At 45.8% G+C, this 24357-nt stretch carries 19 protein-coding genes; 16 read left to right on the forward strand and 3 right to left on the reverse strand.

The window, feature by feature from the left end; translation table 11 throughout:
* The first annotated feature begins 821 nt into the window (after window positions 1-821).
* Entirely contained in the window at window positions 822-1382 is a 561-nt protein-coding gene (locus HMPREF0240_RS21710) for a manganese efflux pump MntP family protein (RefSeq protein WP_009005550.1), read from the forward strand.
* A 2-nt stretch (window positions 1383-1384) separates the two neighbouring features.
* Here the strand turns inward: HMPREF0240_RS21710 and HMPREF0240_RS21715 are convergent, their stop codons facing one another.
* Together HMPREF0240_RS21715 and HMPREF0240_RS21720 are read right to left on the reverse strand one after the other, a co-directional pair.
* Window positions 1385-2257 carry a metallophosphoesterase gene (locus HMPREF0240_RS21715; protein ID WP_009005551.1) on the reverse strand — a complete coding sequence of 291 codons (873 nt, stop codon included), beginning with the start codon at window positions 2255-2257 and terminating at the stop codon, window positions 1385-1387.
* Window positions 2254-3147 (reverse strand): DUF4474 domain-containing protein, encoded by an 894-nt coding sequence (locus HMPREF0240_RS21720; protein WP_035314561.1) that lies wholly within the window; start codon window positions 3145-3147, stop codon window positions 2254-2256. Before HMPREF0240_RS21720 ends, HMPREF0240_RS21715 begins: the two co-directional genes overlap by 4 nt.
* A gap of 169 nt (window positions 3148-3316) precedes the next feature.
* Here HMPREF0240_RS21720 and rfbD point away from each other — a divergent pair, with 169 nt between their 5' ends.
* Window positions 3317-4198, forward strand: coding sequence for a dTDP-4-dehydrorhamnose reductase (rfbD, locus tag HMPREF0240_RS21725; protein WP_009005553.1), 882 nt, complete (start codon window positions 3317-3319; stop codon window positions 4196-4198).
* A complete protein-coding gene (locus HMPREF0240_RS21730) occupies window positions 4198-5469 on the forward strand; it encodes a dicarboxylate/amino acid:cation symporter (RefSeq protein ID WP_035314563.1) in 1272 nt (423 codons plus the stop codon). Before rfbD ends, HMPREF0240_RS21730 begins: the two co-directional genes overlap by 1 nt.
* Before the next feature lie 452 nt (window positions 5470-5921).
* On the opposite strand, the gene HMPREF0240_RS21735 is transcribed toward HMPREF0240_RS21730, so the two are convergent.
* Window positions 5922-6407, reverse strand: coding sequence for a cytidylate kinase-like family protein (locus HMPREF0240_RS21735; protein WP_009005555.1), 486 nt, complete (start codon window positions 6405-6407; stop codon window positions 5922-5924).
* A 782-nt stretch (window positions 6408-7189) separates the two neighbouring features.
* Here HMPREF0240_RS21735 and HMPREF0240_RS21745 point away from each other — a divergent pair.
* From HMPREF0240_RS21745 to HMPREF0240_RS21805, 13 genes are all read left to right on the forward strand, one after another.
* Window positions 7190-7696 carry a hypothetical protein gene (locus tag HMPREF0240_RS21745; RefSeq protein WP_009005556.1) on the forward strand — a complete coding sequence of 169 codons (507 nt, stop codon included), beginning with the start codon at window positions 7190-7192 and terminating at the stop codon, window positions 7694-7696.
* A gap of 59 nt (window positions 7697-7755) precedes the next feature.
* Window positions 7756-9912 (forward strand): protein translocase subunit SecD, encoded by a 2157-nt coding sequence (gene secD / locus HMPREF0240_RS21750; protein WP_009005557.1) that lies wholly within the window; start codon window positions 7756-7758, stop codon window positions 9910-9912.
* Between the two features lie 146 nt (window positions 9913-10058).
* Window positions 10059-11816: an LCP family protein gene (locus tag HMPREF0240_RS21755; protein ID WP_242833369.1), complete on the forward strand. Its 1758-nt coding sequence runs from the start codon at window positions 10059-10061 to the stop codon at window positions 11814-11816.
* A 27-nt stretch (window positions 11817-11843) separates the two neighbouring features.
* Window positions 11844-13841, forward strand: a complete 1998-nt coding sequence (locus tag HMPREF0240_RS21760; protein WP_050794595.1) for a nucleoside-diphosphate sugar epimerase/dehydratase — start codon at window positions 11844-11846, stop codon at window positions 13839-13841.
* 31 nt (window positions 13842-13872) lie between these two features.
* Window positions 13873-15075 carry a DegT/DnrJ/EryC1/StrS aminotransferase family protein gene (locus HMPREF0240_RS21765; protein ID WP_009005560.1) on the forward strand — a complete coding sequence of 401 codons (1203 nt, stop codon included), beginning with the start codon at window positions 13873-13875 and terminating at the stop codon, window positions 15073-15075.
* A 33-nt stretch (window positions 15076-15108) separates the two neighbouring features.
* Entirely contained in the window at window positions 15109-15804 is a 696-nt protein-coding gene (locus HMPREF0240_RS21770; RefSeq protein WP_009005561.1) for a sugar transferase, read from the forward strand.
* Between the two features lie 13 nt (window positions 15805-15817).
* On the forward strand, window positions 15818-17041 hold the full coding sequence (locus HMPREF0240_RS21775) for a glycosyltransferase family 4 protein (RefSeq protein ID WP_009005562.1): 1224 nt from the start codon (window positions 15818-15820) through the stop codon (window positions 17039-17041).
* 17 nt (window positions 17042-17058) lie between these two features.
* Window positions 17059-18144 (forward strand): glycosyltransferase family 2 protein, encoded by a 1086-nt coding sequence (locus tag HMPREF0240_RS21780; RefSeq protein ID WP_009005563.1) that lies wholly within the window; start codon window positions 17059-17061, stop codon window positions 18142-18144.
* Between the two features lie 93 nt (window positions 18145-18237).
* Window positions 18238-19632, forward strand: a complete 1395-nt coding sequence (locus tag HMPREF0240_RS21785; protein WP_009005564.1) for an O-antigen ligase family protein — start codon at window positions 18238-18240, stop codon at window positions 19630-19632.
* Window positions 19629-20747, forward strand: coding sequence for a glycosyltransferase (locus HMPREF0240_RS21790; RefSeq protein ID WP_009005565.1), 1119 nt, complete (start codon window positions 19629-19631; stop codon window positions 20745-20747). The genes HMPREF0240_RS21785 and HMPREF0240_RS21790 overlap by 4 nt, the downstream gene beginning before the upstream one ends.
* A gap of 103 nt (window positions 20748-20850) precedes the next feature.
* Window positions 20851-21849, forward strand: a complete 999-nt coding sequence (locus HMPREF0240_RS21795; protein ID WP_009005566.1) for a glycosyltransferase family 2 protein — start codon at window positions 20851-20853, stop codon at window positions 21847-21849.
* An 11-nt stretch (window positions 21850-21860) separates the two neighbouring features.
* Window positions 21861-22886: a glycosyltransferase family A protein gene (locus HMPREF0240_RS21800; protein ID WP_009005567.1), complete on the forward strand. Its 1026-nt coding sequence runs from the start codon at window positions 21861-21863 to the stop codon at window positions 22884-22886.
* Window positions 22886-24355 (forward strand): flippase, encoded by a 1470-nt coding sequence (locus HMPREF0240_RS21805; protein ID WP_242833370.1) that lies wholly within the window; start codon window positions 22886-22888, stop codon window positions 24353-24355. Before HMPREF0240_RS21800 ends, HMPREF0240_RS21805 begins: the two co-directional genes overlap by 1 nt.
* Window positions 24356-24357 lie beyond the last annotated feature (2 nt).

The following is a 24357-nucleotide window of genomic DNA, read 5'->3' on the forward strand; positions in this document are numbered from 1 at the left end:
TAACTGATTCTAAGATAAAATACTGCCAGGAATGTGGGCACGGGATGACACAGCATGGGAAAATTGATATTTTCCCACGCTGGGTCATCCGGAAACATGATTCGGAATCATGTTTCCTCCCACATTCCTGGCAGTATTTTTTCTAAGAATCAGTAAGCACACTCCAGCATTCCACAACGGCATATACAGCCCCGGTACCTTCCCGGCATCCCTATCATGGAGCTGTTTCATCCAATCGGCAGAGGAAAGGGCGTTCACAGAAGGAGCCCTTAGACCGGGGCAGCGGATGTTGGCTGGCTATGCGTATCTTGCACCTTGATTATATGAACGTGTAGTGGGTAAGTACTGGAATTATGGTATAAACTCCCTGGATGGGAGTGATCTGGCTTCATTATGAACGATTCGCGCAGTCAATTTACATCCGCCGCACCTGGTCTACAATCCCCACCGGGTTAGGAGTTTTTTCCTGCGATTTGGATGCACCAGCCAGTATCCAGACAGATATATGCTTCCGCCTGCTCCCCGTTCCGTTCCACGCCTGGCGTCCCCCCTCTCATCGAAAGCTCCTAATCCAAATTGTACTTTTTTTAGTACTGGAAATTTATTGCTTGTATTCTTCGAATACGGATGATAGAATACAATAAGTCCGTGAGGGAGTAATTAGCGTAGAATATACGTGGTAAGTCAACATACTGGCTGAAAAGTCTGGCTTATCTTAAATAATGAGACTCATGTACAGTTGTTTGCTGTACATGCGTCTCTTTTTATGTTACAAGTGAAAAGAAATATGAGTTAAGGTTCACTAAGGAGGAAAATGACAGATGGGAATTCTTGAATTGTTTTTACTGGCGGTAGGTTTATCAATGGATGCTTTTGCGGTGTCTGTCTGTAAGGGCCTGGCAATGCCAAAAATTACGGTGAAAAAGGCTTCGATTGTGGGACTGTGGTTTGGCGGGTTCCAGGCGGTGATGCCGCTTGTCGGGTATTTTCTGGGGGTGCAGTTTAAAGATAAGATAACAGCAATTGATCATTGGATCGCCTTTATTCTGCTTGGCATTATTGGCTTCAACATGGTCAGAGAAGCGCTTTCCAAAGACTGCGAGGCGGCCAGTGATGCGCTGGATGTTAAAACGATGTTTATACTTGCAGTTGCGACCAGCATAGATGCCCTGGCCATTGGAATTACCTTTGCGTTCCTGCATGTGGATATAATTTCTGCAGTTTCTTTTATCGGTGTCACAACCTTTATTTTATCGGCGGCAGGTGTGAAGATCGGAAATGTCTTTGGTACTAAATATAAAGCAAAAGCAGAACTGGCAGGGGGAGTCATCCTGATTCTGCTGGGGCTAAAAATTCTGTTGGAACATCTGGGGGTTCTGTAGCTTCAGAAGTTCCAGCTTTCTCCCAGCGTTTCACGCGCAACATACAGGGTGCGGTCTTCCCGGGTGCGCAGCGTCCACTTTACAAGTGTCAGCCGCCGGTTTTGTATCTCAATACAGGTAATACAGCGGGGATGTACGCAGCTGCCGGTATTGAAATAAGGAGAAGTGTCCGTGCCGGTCATGGGGCGGTGGGTATGGCCGGCTATCAGTACTTTCTGCTCCCGCAGGGCCCAGGCCAGGAGACGCTTTTCTACTTTCTTTTTTCGTGTATAATTCCTGGCGGCGCTGGTTGGGTCAGATACTCCAAGGGCTTCCAGGGGTTTCCACAGGTACCGCACGAGGAACCTGGCGGCCGGACTGCCCGTGCTGTTTAGAAAGTCTGCCTGGTGACCATGGGTAAGATACAGATCTTTTCCGTGTTCCATATCTTTTAAAATTACGCCCTGCAGATAGCACATATCGGGAAAGAGCGGGACTTCGTCCGTCATCCCGCTTGCATGATATGTGGAACAGTGTCTGCGGCAATAGCTGCAGTGCCGTTTGCTTTGATCATGGTTTCCGTAAAGCATATAAAGACGGCCCTTTTTCTTAAATTCACTCAGCAGCCAGAACACATTGCTGTGAATATCTATGATTCTTGAAAATGATCGATTTTCCCATAACTCATCTCCGTCCCCCAGTTCAAAATAAGTGAATCCGCGCTCATAATAGTAATTCAGAGCCGCAAAATAAACGTTCTGATTTTTTAGAAAATTGTCATTGTGATCACCGGTGCCACGGTGACAGTCACTGATGAGCACAAAACGGGAGTTGCTGTATAAGGGAACTTCCGGCGCGTCTGTAAAGGCACCGGAAATCCGCCCATACCAGCTCATGGGCGCCTCCTGGTTCTTTTTCCTATTCTGCGGATGCAAAGCGTCTTTCGGAACAGGAACGGAGACAGATAATAAAGGAACAAAAGCCTGTCAGCAGTAGAATAAAAGGGCCTGGTGACCCAGAGATAGAGCCGGCAGGAGAGTCTGGATTTCCATAATATATAACTTTCTACCCAGGTATCCCAGGGAATGCCCGGGACCTTAGGGGTTGTAAGGAAAAACTGGGCCGTTGTGCCATAGACCAGAATCTCGCTGTTCTTATAGCCCAGGGCAATGAGGGAACGGGTAAAAGCGCGGCACATAGATTCTTCGGGGAATGTCAGTGTTGCCTCTAATATCAGATCTTCCGGCTGGATGCAGGTTCCCATAACAAAACCGCCCGGGCGCCAGTGTATCTGGGAAAGGTTGAAAAACGGACATTCCGGTCCAATCAGTCTCAGACTGACAGGAAACATTTCTTCCGGTTCGGCGGCGGGGAATATGGTCTGGCGGCGCAGAGCAGGCGGCACGACAGTATCTGCGTGGTAGATTCCGGCCTCTGCCCCGGTGTTGATGCCATACTGTCCCTTCCAGAATTCAATCAGCCAGGTTTTCCCTCTGTAATTAAAATACACAGGTTCGCGTTCGAAAACCATGTTCATGGACAGTGCAGCCTGATCATAAAATTCCCCGTAGCCGGTTTCTTTTTGCCATGCGTCCGTTCTGGTAGTAAAAATGTCCTGTACAAACTGATAAGTGAAACCAAACGGCTCCGCCAGTTCATTCAGGAGGCTGCATTTTTTCGTGCAGGACATTCCACGGACCTTCTTCAGGCACCGTTTTCTGCGTAACCAGAAAAGCGCGCAGAGTAAGAGCAGCAGTACAATGACAGCAGTAATAATAAGATACATACGCAAAATCCTACAGTGATTCTTCCTATATTATATGCAAAATTCTGTAAAATGGCTTTAAAACCTTGAAATTTGAGGCAATCCCATTTATAATACACGGTTGTGGAAATAACGGAAGTAAAGTGCAGCAATGGATGGAGTGAGAACCTTACTGAAGGGAGAAGAGATTATGGGATACGACTATGGAAAAATATGGGTCGCAGGAGCAGCAGGGCGAGTGGGGACTATGATCCATGATATGCTGGATATGCGGGACGTGGAACTTTTGGAGACAGATGTTGAAGAGCTGGACATTACCCATGCGGCAGAGGTGAATTTGTTCGGGAGCAGAAACCGGCCGAACACAATTATAAACTGTGCGGGGATGACGGATGTGCAGGAATGTGAGAAGCATATAGAGCAGGCCTATAAGGTCAATGCTCTGGGTGCAAGAAATCTGAGTGCCATAGCAAGAAAAATTGATGCCAGGATTATACAGATTTCAACCGATGATATTTTCTGGGATAAGAGATACAGGAGCTTTCACGAGTTTGATGTGCCGAATCCGAGAACGGTTTATGGAAAATCCAAACTTGCCGGAGAAAATTTTGTGAAGGAACTGGCGCCTAAACATCTGATCATCAGAAGTTCCTGGGTGTATGGAATGGAAGGGCACAACTTTGTGAACTCTATTATAGAGCAGGCGAAAAACGGTGGGTGCATTGAGGCGGCTGTGGATGACTATGCCTGTCCTACCAGTGCAAAGGAACTCTCCAGGGTGATTCTGCGTCTGATCAAGGAGGAGCAGGAGGGAATCTACCATGCAGTCTGCGGCGGATCATGCAGCCGTTATGAGCTGGCAGAGGAGATACTGCGCCTGATGGGAAAAACAGATGTAAGGCTGGAGGCAAAGAAGATGGTGGAGCTTCAGTCTTCCATTGACGGCCCGGAATACACCATTCTGGACAATATGATGCTGAGAATGTGTGAGATCGAGACTCCGGTACCGTGGAAAGAGGCACTAAAGGAATACCTGCAGGAATATGACTGCCAGAGGAGGGGAGGAATTTGATGGAAGAGACAAAGAAGAAAAAGACGGGACTTACAACTCTGATTTTCATCAGCCTGCTGCTGGGTGCCCTGGCGGGGATTATTCTCCACTACCTGGTACCGGCGGGGTATGTGAGGGATACCGTAATTATAAACGGCATATTTTATGTGGTTGGAAATGGATTTCTCAGGGCCATGCAGATGCTGGTCGTACCGTTGGTGTTCTGCTCTCTGGTCTGCGGCAGTATGGCCATAGGGGATTCAAAGACTCTTGGGAAAGTTGGAGTTAAGACGATCCTTTTTTATCTGTTTACAACAGCGGCTGCTATTACTCTTGCACTGGGAATCGGTAATCTCATCAACCCAGGAGTGGGGCTGGATATCAGCAGCGTGGAAAAAGCTGAGACAGGGGTGGCCGAGGCAGCCAGCTTTGCCGATACGATACTGGATATTATACCCAAAAATCCAATACAGGGACTGGCGGAAGGTAATATGCTGCAGATTATTTTCTTTGCCATATTCGTGGGAATTCTGCTGGCGAAGAGGGGCGAGCGCGCCGCGGCGGTATCTCAGTTCTTTGCGCAGTTCAATGACCTGATGATGGATATGACCATGGCAGTAATGAAAGCCGCACCGATCGGTGTGTTCTGTCTGATTGCCAAGACATTTGCCGGGATTGGATTCGATGCATTCCTGCCTATGCTGAAATACATGGCGGCGGTATTTTTAGCTTTGCTGCTGCAGGGATTCGGAGTGTATCAGATCCTGCTGAAATTATTTACAGGGCTCAACCCGGTTAAATTCGTAAAGAAATTTTTGCCGGTTATGGGATTTGCATTCTCAACGGCAACGTCCAATGCAACCATTCCGTTATCTATAGAAACACTGGATAAAAAAATGGGCGTGTCCAAGAAGATTTCTTCCTTTACGATACCGCTCGGGGCAACAATTAATATGGATGGAACAGCGATCATGCAGGGGGTTGCCGTTGTATTCGTGTCTCAGGCTTTTGGAATCAGCTTGTCACCGGCAGATTATATTACGGTAATCGCCACAGCGACGCTGGCCTCAATCGGAACCGCAGGAGTGCCGAGTGTAGGGCTGATTACGCTCTCTATGGTGTTTAATGCGGTTGGACTTCCGGTGGAGGGGATCGCTCTGATTATGGGAATTGACAGGATACTGGATATGACAAGAACTGCGGTTAATATAACGGGGGATGCAGTGTGCACGACGATTGTTGCACATCAGAATAACGAACTGCGAAGGGAGGTTTTTGAGAGGGTGGGGTGACGCCCTGCCAAATGCAGGCGGGAGGACGCCAGGCAGAATGCGGGCCGGGATGCGCCGGAAAGGCCAGTGCTGTTTTGCGGGGCTGTCCGCAGGCTTACCAGCAGTAGGAGGAAAAAGAAAGGATTGCAGAGAATCAGAGACATTCACCGCTTAAGCTGATGCTTAAGCGGCTCAGGTCTCTTTGAAAATTGCTTTGGTGAGCAATTTTCATCTCTGCAATCCTTTCTTTTTCCTCTTACTGCTGGTATGCCTGCTCTATGCCCTGCAAAACAGCACAGGCCTTTCCGGCGCATCCCGGCCCGCATTCTGCTGGCGTCCTCCCGCCCGCATTTGGCAGGGCTTGGTGCATCCTGCGGGAAGGCGGGGGATGCGGATGGGGCTGGTGACGGGGAGCTGTTTTGGCCCCGGGAGATATATAAAAGAGCGGGGCGGGTGTATTTATGGATTAGGATTTATATGTATTCTAGCTTTTCGAAGTATTGCATCAGGATGTTGGCGCAATTTTCTACTCCGAGTTCGGTGGTGTCGAGGATCATGTGGTAGTCGTTGACGTCGCCCCAGGTTTTGCCGGTGTGTTCGTAGTAGTAGGCGGCTCTTTCTTTGTCGGTGCAGTCTACTTTTGCTTTGGCTTCTTCGTGGGAGAGGGACTCCAGTTTCATGATTCTGGATATGCGGTCTTCTTTGTCTGCACAGACGAAGATGTTCAGGACGTTTAGTCTGTCTTTCAGGATGTCGGATGCGCAGCGGCCGAGGATGATGCATGGGGTTTGGGCAAGTTCTCGGATTGCTTCTGCTTCGGAGTCGTACATTTTGTCATCTATTGTATGTTCAATGTAGGCTTTGTCGTATACCGGGATGTCTAATCTTTCGGACAGCTCTTTTGCAATGACGCTTGCACCGGTACCAAAACGGCGGCTCATTGTGATAACTAATTTCATATTCATTCCTCCTTCGTGTTTGCACTTGGGTTTGGGTTGTATGTCTATGTGTTTTCTTATTATAACACCTATAGACAAAAAAGTGTATATGTTATTCCTCGGAATTCTGGGGAGGGGCGCTGAGAAAAAGGGGAGTCAGGTTTCCGGCGGGGCTGTATATGCCGTTTCTGAAACCGGCCGTGCGCTAAGAATCCGTAGAAGAAAAAGCAGGAAAAACAGAGGGACCGGCGGCATGCAGCCCGAAATTTGATAATTTCGGGCCTTAGGCCGCCTCATAATTTGATGCGGACATCAAATTATGCCCTCTGTTTTTCCTGCTTTTTCTTCTACGGATTCTAGTACGCACTATGAGGCTTCAGAAACGGCATATACAGCCCCGCCGGAAACCTGACTCCCCTTTTTCTCAGCTGGGCGCATCCGGGCGGGAGGATGGCGGGACGGGGAGCTGAGGAATGGGTTGGACATTACCGGGGCAGTGTATGTGTATTCCTTGGGATGTAGTTTTTTGTACGTGTAGGAATATGAGGTGTATGTGTATTAGGGGCGGTATTTCTCTGCGCTCTGAAATGCTCGGTTGTGTAGGAATATGAGGTGTATGCTTATTGGGGGATTTACTTTGTTTAGCTGTGCAGGTATATGGGGAGATGAGATTAAGAGTATAAGAAGATGGGATTTGGTGTGGAGGGTGAAGAAAATATTTTGAATTCGTTGTTGTGATATAAGGGGAGAAAAGTTATAATGGGTCTGTAAAAGAAATCTGCGGGAAAGGCGGGGAAAGCATCATGAAGAGCAAGTTTCAGAGAATTACTACGGTTGTTTTGATTGTTTGTATGGTGTTTTTTGCGGCTTTGGAAAGCTGTGGAGGTTCTGGTGCGGAGCGTGTGACGGGGGCGGGCAGCGCGGTACAGTCCGGGATAGCACTGGGGAATCCTGTGGCCAAAGGAAATGGTGCGGAACGGTTTCAGGTAAAAGGCTGTGGATACGTGGGGCAGAAGATGGATTCGGGAGATAGTCTGCGTACGGGGAGTATGGACTTTATGGCTGCTTCTGAGTCTAAAAATACGGTATTTATGCGCAGTGGCAGGATTGGTGAGGATTCTGCGGAACCTTCTGTTTTTTTTGTTGAAGTCTTTCTTATATTATGTGTGTTTAAATTTCTTCTGGATGGAAGGACCTGGTCCGCTGTTCAGTCTTTTTGCATGGCTTTTCTAAATTATACCATGGTTCAGATTCATATTATCCAACGGCGGGACGGGAAAAAGGGCGGTCTTTCTTATTCATTTTCATAACTGAACATAGGGAGGTTCCTTTCGGGGAAAATCCGGTTGAATAAGAGGAGGCTTTTACTTTGAAAGAAAATAAACGAAATATATGGATTGTGCTGTGTGTGATCGCAGTGTTTCTTTATACTGCCATTTTTGGACTGGGCAGTGAGATTAAGGGCGCTATGGATATGCGCTTTGGAATTGACATCAGGGGCGGCGTGGAAGCGGTTTTCGAGCCGGAGGGAGTGACGGAAACTCCTTCGGCACAGGATCTGGATGCGGCCAGGACGGTTATAGAAAATCGGCTGGATGCGCAGAATATTCTGGACAGGGAAGTGACAGTTGATAAGGAACATGGAAATATTATTGTAAGATTTCCATGGAAGTCGGATGAAAAGGAGTTTAATCCAGAGTCTGCCATTGCAGAACTGGGGGAGACTGCCAAGCTGACTTTCCGTGATGCGGATGGGAATGTACTGGTGGAAGGTAAAAATGTGGCCGACAGCAGTGTGGTTAAGAACCAGCAGACGGGCGAATATGAGGTATCGCTGCAATTTGATAAGACAGGCGCAGAAGATTTCGCAGATGCTACGGAAAAACTGGTAGGACAGTCCATGGGGATTTATATGGATGAGGAACGGATATCTAATCCTATGGTTAAGGAAGCAATTAAAGGCGGAGAAGCAGTGATCAATGGTATGAGCTCACAGGAGGAGGCGGATAGTCTTTCTGAAAAAATTAATGCAGGAGCCCTGCCGTTTTCTCTGAAAACAACGAATTATAATACAATCAGCCCGACGCTTGGAAGCGGCGCCCTGAAGGCGATGACGACAGCGGCAGCCGTGGCATTCATTCTGGTATGTCTGTTTATGATTCTGTATTACCGCCTGCCGGGGACGATCGCCTGCCTGGCGCTGATATTTCAGATGAGCCTCCAGGTACTGGTTCTGTCGGTGCCGCAGTATACACTGACCCTGCCTGGTATTGCAGGCCTTATCCTATCTCTGGGGATGGCAGTAGATGCGAATGTTATCATCAGTGAAAGGATTGGCGAGGAACTTCAGAAAGGTACCAGCATCCGTTCGGCAGTCCGCCGCGGATACAAAAATGCTTTTTCTTCCGTATTGGATGGTAATGTAACGACAGCGGCAGTTGCAGTGATCCTCATGTTTTTCGGATCAGGGACTATGCTGAGTTTTGGATATACACTGCTGACAGGTGTACTGATCAATCTGGTGGCCGGTGTATGGCTTTCCAGAGTCATGCTGAGTTCTGTTATTCTCTATCCTGGATTCCAGAAGCTGAAACTGTTCCGTGTAAAAAAAGAGCGTAAAGTCATTGATTTTCTCGGAAAGCGCAGAGCCATATTTATTTTTACTGTAGCCGTCCTGGTGACCGGAAGTATCATCAGTGCTGTGAGGGGTGTAACTCTGGACACGCAGTTTACAGGCGGAGTTATCCTGAAATATACCTGTGAGGGAACGCCGGATACCGAAAAGGCCGCAAAAGATATCGAAAACATACTGAACCGCCCTGTCAGTGCACAGGCAGGAGAAGATTTTGTGTCAGGGCAGGAAAAGCTGGTACTGAATTTGGGAGGAAATCAGGGGATTTCTCCTCAGGAACAGGAAAAAGTACTGAAGGAATTACAGTCGATGCAGCCTGAATTAAACTACCAGTCATCCGAAACCTATGCTGTGGAACCTTATATCGGCGCCAGGGCTCTGAAAAACTCTGTCATTGCCATCGTGCTGGCTGCGTTGTTTATTGTTGTATACATCAGGCTTCGTTTTTCCGCATTGTCAGGATTTTCCGCTGGAGTATCAGGCGTTATCGCACTACTGCACGACGTTTTTATTGTATTCCTGGTATTCGGGGTGTGCAAAATACCGCTGAATGATGCATTTGTATCAGTAACTTTGACAATAATCGGGTATTCTATTAACGACACGATTGTACTGTACGACAGAATACGGGAGCATATGAGCGGACATACGAAAGAAGGACTGGTTCCTCTTGTTAACAGAAGCATAACAGAAACATTGGGCCGATCTATTAACACAGCGTTTACCACGGTGCTGTGCGTGGCAATTGTACTGGTGTTTGCAGTCATCTATAATATTGAATCCATAAAAATATTTGCACTGCCTATGCTGATTGGTATGATCAGCGGCTGTTACTCTTCAATCTGCGTAGCCGGGGCGATCTGGGTGACCTGGAAGGGGAGAAAAAAGTCTTAATATTTATGTAATTAAATATTAATAAGTTACCATCCTGTTGCGAAAAATGTTGAAAAATGCTATTATGTCTTGGTATGTAACTAAGGTTTGTATAATTATGGCAGTTAAATATTCGAATAAGATAAAGAAATGGAAGGGGCATACCTATGGGCCAGAACAAAATGAGCGAAAGTGAAAGAGAGGCGTACAGGAAAGAACAGGCCAGACGGCGCCGCAGGATGGAAGAAAATCAGAAAAAAACGACACAGGGGAATCCAGCTAAATCCGTGGCTAAGGGAAGTAAGAGCAGCGGCGGGAGAAGCGGGACCGCAAAAACAAGCAGCAGCACAAATTCCGGCAGAACCGGTGGAAACAGAAGCGCTGGAAGCGGCGGCAGATCTTCGGGAAGTGCAGGAAAAGGCGGAAACGGCAGAAATGGAAATTCCCGCGGACGCCGGGCATCAAATAAGGTAAGCAAGCAGGTCGGACTTGTACTATGTGCAGTTCAGCTGGCTGCATCGCTGGTGTTTATTGCAGCGCTTTTTGTCCTGAACATGCTGCCTGTGAAATATCTGGGAATTATCATCGCAGTACTCGTTTTACTTTGGCTTCTTCCCCTGTCAAGCCAGCTGATATCCAAAAAGAAGGCGATTGCAGGAAAAGTATTGAGTGTGCTGATGTCAATTGTGCTGATTATGGGCTCTTACTATATATTCAAGACAAACGGTACCGTAAAGGACATCAGCGGCGGCAATAAAAAAGTCGATAAGATGGTTGTTGCAGTTCTGTCGGAGGATCCGGCGGAGAACATTAAAGATGCGGCCGGTTATGACTTCGGTGTACAGTATGCCATGAAGGGTGACGACGTGAAATCAACGGTCGAGATCATCAATAAAGAAGTGGGCAGCAGCATCTCAACGGTTGAATACAACAGTCTGAATGAGCAGGCAAAGGCGCTGCATGACGGCAGTGTAGAAGCAATTGTTTATAACGATGCATACACGTCGATCCTGGAAGAAGCATTTGAAGGATACAGCAGCAGTGTGAAAATCATCTATACTCATGAAATTACAAGCAAGCTGGAGAATACAGCGGCAAATGTAAAAGTAGAAGATGACTGTTTTGCAGTTTATATAAGCGGTATTGATGTATTTGGGGCGATTGAAACGAACAGCCGGAGTGATGTGAATATCATAGCAATTGTCAATCCGACGACTCACCAGATATTGCTCGTGACCACTCCCCGTGATTATTATGTGGAGATTCCGGGTATTTCAGGCGGACAGCTGGATAAACTAACTCATGCAGGTATATACGGAGTTGATGCATCAATGGCAACACTGGCGAAGCTGTATGATACGGATATAGATTTCTATGCAAGGGTGAACTTTACGTCCCTGGTACAGATGGTGGATGCCCTCGGAGGTGTTGATGTTGTATCTGAACAGGAATTCAACACAAGTTATGATTCAGGCCTTGAGATGTATGTGGCGCAGGGAGAAAATCATTTTAACGGTGAACAGGCGCTGGCCTTTTCCAGAGAAAGACAGAACGTAGACGGAGGGGACTTCCAGAGAGGGAAGAACCAGCAGGCAGTCATAACCGCCATGATCAAAAAGGCAATATCACCGGCAATACTGACAGGAGCGAATGGGATTCTGAGCAGTATCAGCGGTAATGTGGATACGAATATGTCACAGGAGCAGATACAGGAATTAATTAAGAGCCAGCTGGATAAACCTGCAGCCTGGAATATCAAGTCCATGTCGGCAACAGGAACAGGCGATGACCAGGAGTGCTATTCCTCTCCGGGAAGCATCCTCTATGTAACCCAGCCGGACCAGAATTCAATTAATGAAATTAAACAGGCCATCGACGCAGTAGAGGCCGGCGAGACTCTGCCGGATTCAGAAGTGGCACAATAAAACATAAAGATACCGAGGATAAGAAATATGATGAAACTGATAAAAAAGTGGGATCTTTCGATTATCTATAAAGCGTTTCTGGTGGTTTTAGATATCGTATTTATCAATGCCAGTTCATTTCTGGCATTGTGGCTCCGCTTCAATATGCAGATCAGTGAGATACCGATCGAATATTATACATCTGTAATGGAACTGGTCATTGTGAATACCATTGTGACCGTTCTTATCTTTGCAGCTTTCAGACTGTATACAAGTCTCTGGCGGTTTGCAAGTATAAAAGAACTGGTATATGTGATTGAAGCCTGCCTGGTATCGGTTTTATTTAATATTCTGGCCTATTATCTGACTTACAGGACGATATACAGGGGGTATTTTCCTCTCTATGCTGTGGCGCTGTTTCTGCTGACCTGTCTGAGCCGTTTTTCTTACAGGCTGGCAAGACTGTTGTACCGGGGGAATATACACGGGAGACATGTGCGCAATACAATGATTATCGGTGCGGGTGAGGCCTGCAATGTGGTGATGAAAGAGCTGGAGCTCAGTACAGAGCTGGATGCAAAGATCTGCTGCGTGATCGATGACAATCCCAGAAAACACGGCACATATATTCATGGGGTAAAAGTCGTCGGCGGCAGGGATGATATACTATCATGTGCAGAAAAATACCGCATTAATGAGATTATTATTGCAATTCCAAGTGCAGATAAGCGGGAACGGCAGAAGATCCTGAAGATATGTCAGAAGGTGCCGGACTGTGAGCTGAAGATACTTCCGGGAGTGTATCAGCTGGTAAATGGAGAAGTCAGCGTATCCAAACTGCGCAATGTAGAGATTGAAGATCTGCTGGGAAGAGATCCGATCCAGATAACAACGGAAAAAATCGGGCGGTATGTGTCCGGCAAGGTCGTTCTTGTGACAGGCGGAGGCGGAAGTATCGGCAGCGAGCTGTGCCGTCAGATTGCGGCAAATGGTGTGAAACAGCTGATCATCTTTGATATTTATGAAAACAATGCCTATGATATCCAGCAGGAACTCAAGGCAAAATATCCGTACATGGATCTGGTGGTGCTGATCGGATCGGTCAGAAACGGCAGAAAGGTTAACAGTGTCTTTGCCCAGTACCGTCCGGATATTGTCTATCATGCGGCCGCACACAAGCATGTGCCGCTAATGGAGGACAGCCCGAATGAGGCAATCAAGAATAATGTATTCGGTACCTACAAGGTGGCACTTGCTGCGGACAGGCACGGGGTTGAAAAATTTGTACTGATTTCTACGGATAAAGCAGTAAACCCGACGAACATTATGGGCGCGTCCAAACGGATGTGCGAGATGATTATTCAGGTGTTCAATAACCATTCAAAGACAGAATATGTTGCAGTACGATTTGGGAATGTGCTGGGCAGCAACGGCAGCGTCATTCCGCTTTTCAAAAAACAGATTGAAGCCGGCGGGCCGGTCACTGTGACCCATCCGGATATTATCCGGTATTTTATGACAATTCCAGAGGCCGTATCACTGGTGCTTCAGGCAGGAGCCAGTGCAAAAGGCGGAGAAATATTTGTATTGGATATGGGGCAGCCGGTAAAAATTGTGGATCTGGCAAAGAATCTCCTGCGTTTGTCGGGCTACACACTTGGCGTGGATATTGAAATTAAATACACCGGACTGCGTCCGGGAGAAAAGCTATATGAAGAACTGCTGATGGCCGAAGAGGGGCTGGAGAATACAGAAAATGAAAAGATTCATATTGGGAAGCCGATTGAGTTTGATGAAGAAGAATTTTTAAATGATCTGGAAGAGTTATATCAGGAAGCATATGCTGAGACGGACCGTATGAAGTATATTGTCCATAAGATTATTCCGACATATCACCTGCGCGAAGCAGATATTATCAGAGATCAGCAGATACAGGCGGGGTGGAAAAAGGAATTTCCGGATACCCGCTCCAAGCTTCCCAGTAATTTTTTAAACAGAGGAGTCGCTGATACAGAGGTAAATGTAAAAGACCCTGAGGACGAATAGACAGTATCATGACAGGAAAGAAGGCTTAAGTATGAATGTACCATTTTCACCACCGGATATTACAGAAGAAGAAATTACAGAGGTTGCGGATACACTGCGGAGCGGCTGGATTACCACAGGTCCCAGGACCAAGGAATTCGAACGCAGAATCGCGGAATACTGCGGCACACGAAAAGCTGCCTGTTTAAACTCTGCTACAGCCTGTATGGAAATGACACTCCGTGTGATGGGGATTGGAGCCGGAGATGAAGTGATAACAACAGCATATACGTATACGGCAACCTGCAGCTGTATTTGTCATGTGGGGGCAGTCCCTGTTCTTGTAGACACGCTTCCGGGATCTTTTGAAATGGATCCTGAGAAAGTGTCAGAAGCCGTAACGGAGCGCACAAAGGCAATTATCTGTGTAGATCTGGCCGGAATTATATATAGCCAATATGAGGAGATCTTCCGTATTGCTGAAGCCAAAAAGCACTTGTACAGGCCGGCAAATGCACGTCAGGAAGCGCTGGGGCGAATACTTGTGATGGCAGATGCGGCCCATGCATTCGGTGCCCGAAGAGGAAATAAAATGTGCGGAGAGATAGCGGATTTCACCTGCTTTTCCTTTCATGCAGTCAAAAATCTGACTACGGCCGAGGGCGGGGCAGTGACCTGGTCTGCCGCAATTAAAAAGGCAGGGATGGATGAGGAAGGTCTGTACAGAGATTACATGCTTCTATCACTCCATGGACAGTCCAAAGATGCCCTGGCAAAAACACAGGCAGGGGCATGGGAATACGATATTGTGGCGCCTTATTATAAATGCAACATGACAGACATCATGGCTGCCATAGGGCTGGTACAGCTGAAACGGTATCCAAAGATCCTGGAGAGAAGAAAAAAAATAATTGGTGTGTATGATGAGGGCCTCAGGCAGAGCAAGGTGCAGGTGCTGTCGCACTATGGGGAGTATCATCAGTCCAGCGGGCACCTATATCTGGTACGTGCGCTTGACAAATCCCGTGAAGAATGTAACAATATTATTACAAAAATGGCAGAATCCGGAATCGCGTCCAATGTCCATTATAAACCGCTTCCTCTGCTGACTGCATATAAGCAGATGGGATTTGACATTCAGGATTATCCGAATGCATATGCACAGTTTCAAAATGAGATTACGCTCCCGCTTCATACATGCCTGACAGATGAACAGGTACAGTATGTGCTGGAGATATTCCGGGCACTGCTCTAAATGTTGAACAGTTACTAATCAGGAGTATAAAGAATGATAAGATGGGAACAGCTGCCGGATTCTATGAAGAATAAGAAACTCCGGCCATATTACGATAAATTGAAAAAAAAGAAGTCCAGTTTATGCATGAAACGCATAATGGATTTTATTATGGCGCTGGTTTTGTCCGTGATTTTATTGCCGGTCATGGCAGTGCTTGCGCTTTGGATAAAACTGGACAGCAGGGGTCCTGTCTTCTACAGACAGGAGCGGATTACACGATATGGGAAACCATATCGTATTTTCAAGTTCAGGACTATGGTCTCTGATGCCGATAAAAAGGGGCCACTGGTTACGGGCAAGGCAGACAGCCGCATAACAAAGGCAGGAAAAATGCTCCGCAAATGCAGACTGGATGAGCTGCCACAGCTGTTTAACGTGCTCACCGGCGATATGTCTTTTGTAGGTACCAGACCGGAAGTAAAAAAGTATGTGGATCAGTATACAGATGAAATGAAGGCAACGCTTCTCCTTCCAGCAGGAATTACATCCCGGACAAGTATTATTTTCAAGGATGAGGACCTGATGATGGAAAAATATCTGAAGGAGACGGGTAAATCGGTGGACGAAGTATATGTGGACCATATACTTCCTGTGAAGATGAAATATAACCTGCAGTATCTCAGAGAGTTTCATTTTTGGGGGGATATCAGGGTAATGATAGATACAGTACTGGCAGTGATAAAGTAGAGGGGGACAGACGATGAAAAAGATAGCAGTCATTACAATGGGGGTAAGACTGAATGGAGAAAAGGGCTATACCCGGTTCCGTTACCTCTGCGATTTTCTGACGGAAGCGGGATACCAGGTGGATTTGATAACAACTACATTCCAGCACTGGGAAAAAGAACAAAGAGATGTAGAAAAAATAAAAAAAGAAGATTATCAGTTCGGCATTCAGTTTATTTATGAGCCTGGATATAAGAAGAACGTGGATCTGAAAAGAATCCGCAGTCATAAGATTGCAGCAAAGAATCTGACGGCGCTGCTGGAAAAGGAAGGAAACTATGACCTTCTATATGCGGAAATTCCACCCAATGATGTGGCGCTGGCGGCAGCTGAGTATGCAAAGAGCCATGGAATTCCTTTTGTGGCGGATGTGAACGATCTGTGGCCCGAGGCTATGCGTATGGTACTCGATATACCGGTGATTAGTTCCGCGTTGTTTTATCCGCTGCTAAGAGATGCGGAGAAGGTCTATTCTTTAGTATCAGGAGTTATCGGCACATCGGATGAATACAGAGACCGGCCATTCCAGAACCAGAAGAGGAGTGTGCCCAAGGCAACTGTTTATGTGGGCAATGAAATTTCCGTGTTTGACAAAGGGGCAGAAGAGAATGACGCTCTGGTGGCAAAGATGGAAAATGAGTTCTGGGTGAGCTATGCAGGCACCATTGGTACCAGCTATGACATCAGGACCATGGTTCTGGCAGCGGAGGAACTGGCGGGAAGAGGGAAAAAGGACATCCGGTTCAAGATCCTGGGCGGAGGTCCTATGAAGGATGAGCTGGAAGCGCTGGCACACGAACGCCAGATATACAATGTGGAATTCGTGGGCTATGCCCCCTATGATAAAATGGCGGCTTACCTGAAAAAGTCAGATATTCTGGTTAATTCTTTCGTGAGAAAGGCGCCCCAGAGTATTGTTACGAAAATAGGTGATTATCTCGCCGCAGGCAAGGCAATGATTAATACATGTATGAGTCCGGAATTCCGGAATAAGGTGGAGTCAGACGGTTTCGGTGTGAACATCGATCCTGAGGATGTAAACATCCTGGCAGATGCCATTGAGGATTTATATGATAATGAAGAAAAGCGTCTTGAAATGGGAAGAAAAGCAAGGAAGATTGCCGAAGAGCAGTTTGACAGGCCCAAATCATACAGAAAGATAGAAGAGCTAATCAGAAAACTGACAGAGAAGAAGTAAAATTGAGAGGTACATCTATGGATATAAAAGAGGCAAAAAAGCCTTATTTTTCCATTGTCATGCCTGCGTACGGCGTGGAAAAATATATAGACAGAGCAATTAGGAGCATACAGAATCAAACCTTTGACAATTGGGAGATCCTGGTAGTGGATGACTGTTCGAAGGATGGAAGCGGCCCGATTGCAGAAAAATATGCTTCGGAGGATTCCAGAATACAGGTGATTCATCATGAGGTGAACAGGGGCTTAAGCGCAGCACGTAACACCGGAACCAGGGCGGCATCCGGGGAATATATCTGGTTTATGGATCCGGACGATTATGTGGATCATAACCTGCTGGAACAGGTGTATGCTTCTATAGAGGAAAATCCCGCGCAGGTAGTGATGTTTGGTCATATTGAAGAGTACTATGATAAGAAGGGGCATCTGCAGTATACACATCCCATCTGCCCGGAAGGCCATTATTACCGGACAGCAGAGGAATTCCGTCCGCATATCATAGAACTGGAACAGCAGACACTGTATGGGTATGCCTGGAATAAGTTTTATCTTCTTTCTTATATCAGGGACCTGAAGCTGGATTATGAAAATGTCAGGCTGATTGAAGACATCGTTTTTAATATTAAGTATTTTATGGATATAGAAAGAATGAATATTCTGCCCATCGTGCCATATCATTACGGTAAACGGATGGAGGCGAATCTGACCAACAAGTTTGTCCCGGATTACTTTAAACTTCACAGGCAGCGGATCGAGATGCTGTTTGACCAGTTTTCCTACTGGGGAATTTGTACGGAAGAGATCAGAAGTATTCTGGGAAGCCTGTATGCAAGATATATTCTTTCTGCACTGGAGAGAAATTGCGACAGGCGCTCCGGTATGAATCATGCACAGAGATATAAGTGGTGCAAAGGGATATTTGCCCAGGGGCTGTTCAACGAACTGATCCCCATGGCGCGGGCAAAGGAAAGCGTGTCACTCAGGGCAGCACTGGTTTTATTCCGCTGGAAAAAGGCAATTCTATGTCTGATGATGGGGAGGGGAATCTATATTGTAAGGAGATTTTTACCGATGGTATATTCAAAGGTAAAATCAGGACGTTAACTAGTGTACTGACACATTGAGATTTAGGCAGACCATAAAGCTGAATATCAATCAGACAGTGCGCGGGCTTTAAAAATAACTGTAAGGAGAATTATGACTGAGAATAAGAGATTTAAACGGGTACTTTTTGTTTTTAAGATGTATTATATGATTTATCTGCTGCTGGCCTTTAATGCCTTTGTAAATGGAACGGTGTGGATGAAGTATGCGACGATTTTATCGGCAGTCTGGGGGGCAGTAATGGGTCTCTGGATGCTGAAGGACTATCGGCTTTATCTGAAGGTGCCGAATCTATGGCCCCTGGCTGCGTTTTTACTGAGCGCGCTGCTCAGCGCAGTTATGAATATCCGTTATGGATATCAGGAGAATATAGAAGGCCTTGTATGGATGTTTATCTCTCTTTTTATTATATATGTTCCAACCTGTACCTACAGCAGGGAGGAAGTATTGAAGGAATTAAAGATTACAGCGGTGATTTATGTGATTTACTGTACCGTTGTTCATATCATCAGTCTGTCTATGGTGTTCTGGGGCAGAAATATGGGATATACAGACCCTTTGGGGACTCAGCACATCGTTGGGTTCAACTGGGGAAGGCTGTGGGGAATTTATGACGAACCAAACCGCGGCTCTGTAATTGCCCTGGCTGCTGTATTTCTGGCTGTCTATCTTTTCTGGATTTCCAAAAAGAAAGCCGTTAAAGTATTCTGGGTATTTACGATTATTGTGCAGTACCTGTTCCTTGTATTTTCTGACTCCAGAACAGGAGAGGTAGCCCTGGCTGCTGGTCTATTCGTGCTGTCAGGTCTCTGCCTGTACCGCAGATTCGGAAAACTGAAAGGAAGGGCGATCGTGGCATTCGCATCGGCGCTGGTGATTGCATTAGCAGTGGTTGCGGGAACCATGGCATGCAAACAATTCTATAATTCGGTAGACAAAAAAATAGAAGCTGCTTACAATGCAAAGAAACAAATACCAGAGAAGAACGTTTCTGGTAAGAAAACGATCGGACGAAAAGCCGATCTGGCAAACGATCTGAGCAATGGCCGGATTGGAATCTGGGGAAGCGGGCTGGAGATCATGAAGGCGTCACCCGTGTATGGGGCAAGTTACCGCAATATCACAGAATTTGCGGAGGATAAATTCCCGGAGACTTATCTTATAAAAAATTCACTAGGTATTAAATACGATTCTATGCACAGCATGGTGGTTGACACAGCAACGGCGCAGGGGGCTATTGGGATTGCAGTGCTTATATGGCTGATTGTGAGTGCGCTGCGGTATATAAAGAAAAATATAAAAGGAGCTGCACCTGAGATTTTCAGGCCTGCTGTGGCGGTATTTACGGTCATGGCTGCTATTGCGGCGGCTGCCACGGTGCTCTCCACAATCTTCTATGTGAATTCACCGGAAACATACTGCTTTTGGCTGTGTTTTGGATATTTCGCCGCTCTGCTGAAGACGGGACGTAAGGAAGAAATACTATGAAAAAAGTTTTAGTCGGTTTTATTATGGATGGAACCGGGGGAGGAATTGACAGGTATCTGCTAAATTTTCTGGAAACAGTTGGGAGCCGGGAGCTGCAAATTGATTTCCTTACCAATCAGACGGATGAGAGGCTTGCGCAGCGGTTGAAGAAGCATGGCTCATCTCTATATGAGATTGCAAGCCTGCACCATCCTTTCAGACAATACTCTGAAGTTTGCCGCTTGATTCGGGAAAATCATTATGATACAGTCTATTTAAATATTTCTACAGCTATAGATTGTGTGGCTGCATTCGCGGCGAAAAAGTGCAGGGTGGAGAGACGCGTACTACATTGTCATGCCAGCGGGAATGATTGCGCCAATTCGTTGAAACGGATTATTTTTAACAGTATCCATCGAATCTGCAGATTATTTTTGTACCGGACAGGAACGGAATTTTATGGTGCTTCAAGGCTGGCCGGGGAATGGGCATTTCCGAAAAAAGTGGTGGAATCAGAGCTGTTTCATGTAGTTGTAAGCGGGATTGATACCAGGAAGTACGCCTTTAATCAAAACATCAGAGAACAGGTGAGGGAAGAGCTGCATATGGAAGATTCTTTTGTAGTCGGTCACGCAGGAACCTTTACCTATGTGAAGAATCATGAGTTTTTAGTAGATGTATTTTGCGAAATTCATAAAAGAGATTCACGAGCCGTTCTCCTGTTGATCGGAGCGGGGGAGGAACTGGAAAACATAAAGCATAAAGTACGTCAGTACGGCCTGGAAAAGTCGGTGCGTATGACGGGATGGCGGAATGACGTGGACAGGCTGCTTCAGGGCATGGATTTTTTTGTTCTTCCTTCTCATTTCGAGGGGTTATCTATAATCAGCCTGGAAGCCCAGGCAGCAGGACTGTGCTGTGTCTTAAGCAGCGGGGTGCCTGAAGAAGCAAAAATCAGCAGAGAATGTTATCACCTCCCTTTAAAAGCAGGCGCTGATAAATGGGCGGAATTTATATTGGCCCACAGGGAATATGACAGAAATAATGTTGAAATAGACTCAGACAGCAGCTTGTTTGACATTAATGCCCAGAAAGCTGTTCTGAGAGGAATACTTTACCCAAAGGGCACCCCGTAATTCATGTCCATACGGGCGGATCTGCGGCTGTACCGCAGAATAAAGTATAGAACCGTGAGGAAAACTGGTGAAAAACGATACCAGGAAGTGAGGAAATATACACATGGTGTTGGTGAGTGTTATAATTCCTGTATATAATGTGCAGGATTATCTTGAAAAATGTGTGGAAAGTATAACAACACAGACATATAAAGAACTGGAGATTATACTGGTGGATGACGGCTCCACAGACTGCAGTAAAGAGATGTGCGACAAATTTGCACAGAAAGATCCCAGAATCAGGGTGATTCATAAAGATAACGGGGGATTGAGCGATGCACGGAATACGGGGGCGAGGCAGGCAGAGGGAAAATATCTGTTTTTCCTGGACAGCGATGACTATGCAGACCGCCTTCTGGTTGAAAAGGCAGTGACAGCAGCAGAAAAGTTCGGAAGTGATATCGTTTATTTTGACTATAAACGGATGGAGCCAAATGGGGATATTGAGGTTTGTGGGTGTAATTTGCCGGAGATGTGCCCTATCAGTCTTAAGACGAACCCGGAGCTGATGCTGCAGACGCTTTCAGTATGTGCAAAACTGTTCCGCCGTGAATTTTTTGCGAAGGCAGATCTTTATTTCCCGGTAGGATACCGCTATGAAGATCTGGGGACCATACCCAAGTTCCTTCTCACAGCAGACAGTGTTGTTTATTTGAGAGAACCGCTGTATTATTATATGATAAGAGAAGGTTCCATTACGACCGGCACAGAGGATGAAAAGAATTACACACACCGAAAAAAGATGGTGGAAGGAGTTCTGAACTATTATCGGGAAAAAGGACAGTTCGGAACTTTCCAAAGGGAATTGGAATATTTGACATTTTACAATATGTATTTTATACCGGCCAGGGAAATGATATATCATGACAGGAAAAGCCCCTATGTAAAAAAATGCAGGGATTTAACCGTAAAATTATTTCCCGGATTTCAAAATAACCCATACATGAAAGACATGAACAAGAAAGAAAAAATACAGTTCTGGATACTGGAAAAACGACAGTTCTGGATGATGAATGCATTGTCCTGGGCGAGAAAACAGTCTGACAGGATGAGGAGACGATAGGAGAAAAAGCAATGGATAAGGTGTTATCAGTAGTAATTCCTTCTTATAATGTGGAACGTTTTTTAAGGCAGACACTGGATTCTTTTCTGGACGAAAGAATTCTGAAGGATATAGAGGTATTGATTGTCGATGACGGCTCTTCGGACGGTACAGCAGAGATTGGAAAAGAATATGAAAACAGGTATCCTGACAGTTATCGGCTGATTTCAAAGAAAAATGGGGGACACGGTTCCACGATCAACCGAGGGATTGAGGAATGCAGAGGAAAGTATTTTAAAGTTGTTGATGGGGATGACTGGGTAGATACAGAGGGCTTTGTCTGTATGGTGCAGAGGCTGGAAACGTGCAGTGCGGATTATGTTGTTTGCAACTATTACGAGGTGGATGATCAGACCAAAGAGAAGACACCCCGTGAGTTTAAAATGCTGTGTAGGGAACAGGAGAACGGGGAATACTGGGATTTCAGCGAGATTGTAACAAAGACACAGATTCCAATGCATTCGCTGGCGATCCGTTCAGCAATTCTGAAGGATCATCATATACGACTGGATGAGCATTGCTTCTATGTGGATGTCGAGTATATATTATTTCCGGTTCCTTATGTGGATAAAGTCGCCTTTTTTGATATCTACGTGTATATGTACCGTCTGGCTCAGGCCACGCAGAGCGTCAGTATGAAAGGATATCAGAAGCATATACAGAACCATATAGATGTAATTATGCATCTGACAGACTTTGTTACGGAGTATGCCAAGAAAGAGGAAAGTGATAAAACGAAAATTGAGTATATTTCCAGACGGATTGCAGAGATGGTAGGGGAGCAGATCACGATCTTTATGAGTTATCCGGTTGAGAATGAGGAAATGAAGCAGAAGTTTATAGAATTTGACAGGGAACTGCTTGCGAAGAATCCCGAGGTTTACAGACTGGCGGGACTGGAGAGCGGGACATTGAATTTGCTGCGGCGTACCGGATTTAAGGGATATAAGGCGATTATGAGGATGGGGAAAAAGAGAAACGGGATGGAGGAAGCATAATGGCCCTGAAGGTAAATTCGGTGAAGTTTAACTTCATTATGAATTTCATATTGACGGCATCTTCTATTATCTTTCCGTTGATTACATTCCCGTATATATCCAGAACACTTCTGGCAGCAGGGAGCGGGGCGGTATCGTCTGCGGCATCCGTGCTGTCATATTTTGCTATGTTTGCATCACTTGGGATTCCGACTTATGGAATCCGTGCATGCGCAAGAGTACGGGATAACCGGGAAGAACTTTCAAGGACCGTGCAGGAGCTTCTTATTATCAATACCGCAACAACGGTACTGACATATGTGGCATTCTTAATTCTTCTGGCTGTTGTCCCTAAGTTTGCAGCGGAAAGGGAACTGCTGCTGATCAACAGTGTGTCCCTGGTCCTGAATGTAATAGGCGTTTCATGGCTATATAGTGCATTGGAGGAATATGGATATATTGCCAGCAGGACTTTGATATTTAAAGTAATATCAATCATATTCATGTTTCTGATGGTAAAAAGCCCGGATGATTACATTATCTACGGTGCTATCAGTGTGTTTGCGGGAAGTGGCTCATATGTCCTGAATTTTCTTCGTTTACGCAGATACGTGGATTTTAAGAAGACGCAGCCCTATCAGTTCAAAAAACATTTAAAACCGATTATGATATTTTTCGCTACTTCAGCAGGTATTAGTGTATATACGAATCTGGATACCGTCATGCTGTGGATGATGAAGACAAATGTGGACGTTGGATATTACAATGCAGGTATAAAAGTGAAGACAGTCCTGTCTACCTTAATCACTTCATTGGGGACAGTACTTTTACCCAGACTTTCTTATTATGCTGAAAAGGGAAATAAAGAAGAATTCTACAAAATTATTGCAAAAGCCTGTAATTTTGTTGTTTTATTAGGAACTGGCGTAACGATTTATTTCTGGATGTATGCAAAAGAATCCATTTTGCTGCTGGCAGGAAACGACTTTTACGGAGCCATTGCTCCGATGAAATACCTGATGCCTACGGTACTTTTGATTGGACTTTCGAATGTAACAGGAATTCAGGTTCTCACACCTACGGGAAGGGAGCATAAAGTTCTTTATTCTATCATTGCCGGGGCAGTGACTGATTTTGTGTTAAATTTAATCATGATTCCATATATTGCAGCGGATGGCGCGGCAATTGCCACAACAGTAGCAGAATTCGTAGTACTGTTGGTGCAGTGCATCTATCTGAAGGACACCCTTTCGAAGATTGTGAAAGATATCAGTATTCGCAAAGTATTGTTATCGGTTGTGCTTGCGATGGCTGGGGGGGCTGCTGTACAAATGCTGGATATTGCGAATTTGTTTTTAGAGATGGTAGTTTCGTCGGTGGTATTTTTTGCTATTTATGGGGGAATGCTCATATTACAGAAGGAAAGCTTTGTATGTGAGATATTGGAAAGTAGTTATCAAATGATAAGGAATAAACTGAACAGGAGATAAGA

This window comes from Clostridium sp. D5 (genome assembly GCF_000190355.1).
Taxonomy (GTDB): Bacteria; Bacillota; Clostridia; order Lachnospirales; family Lachnospiraceae; genus Faecalicatena; species Faecalicatena fissicatena_A.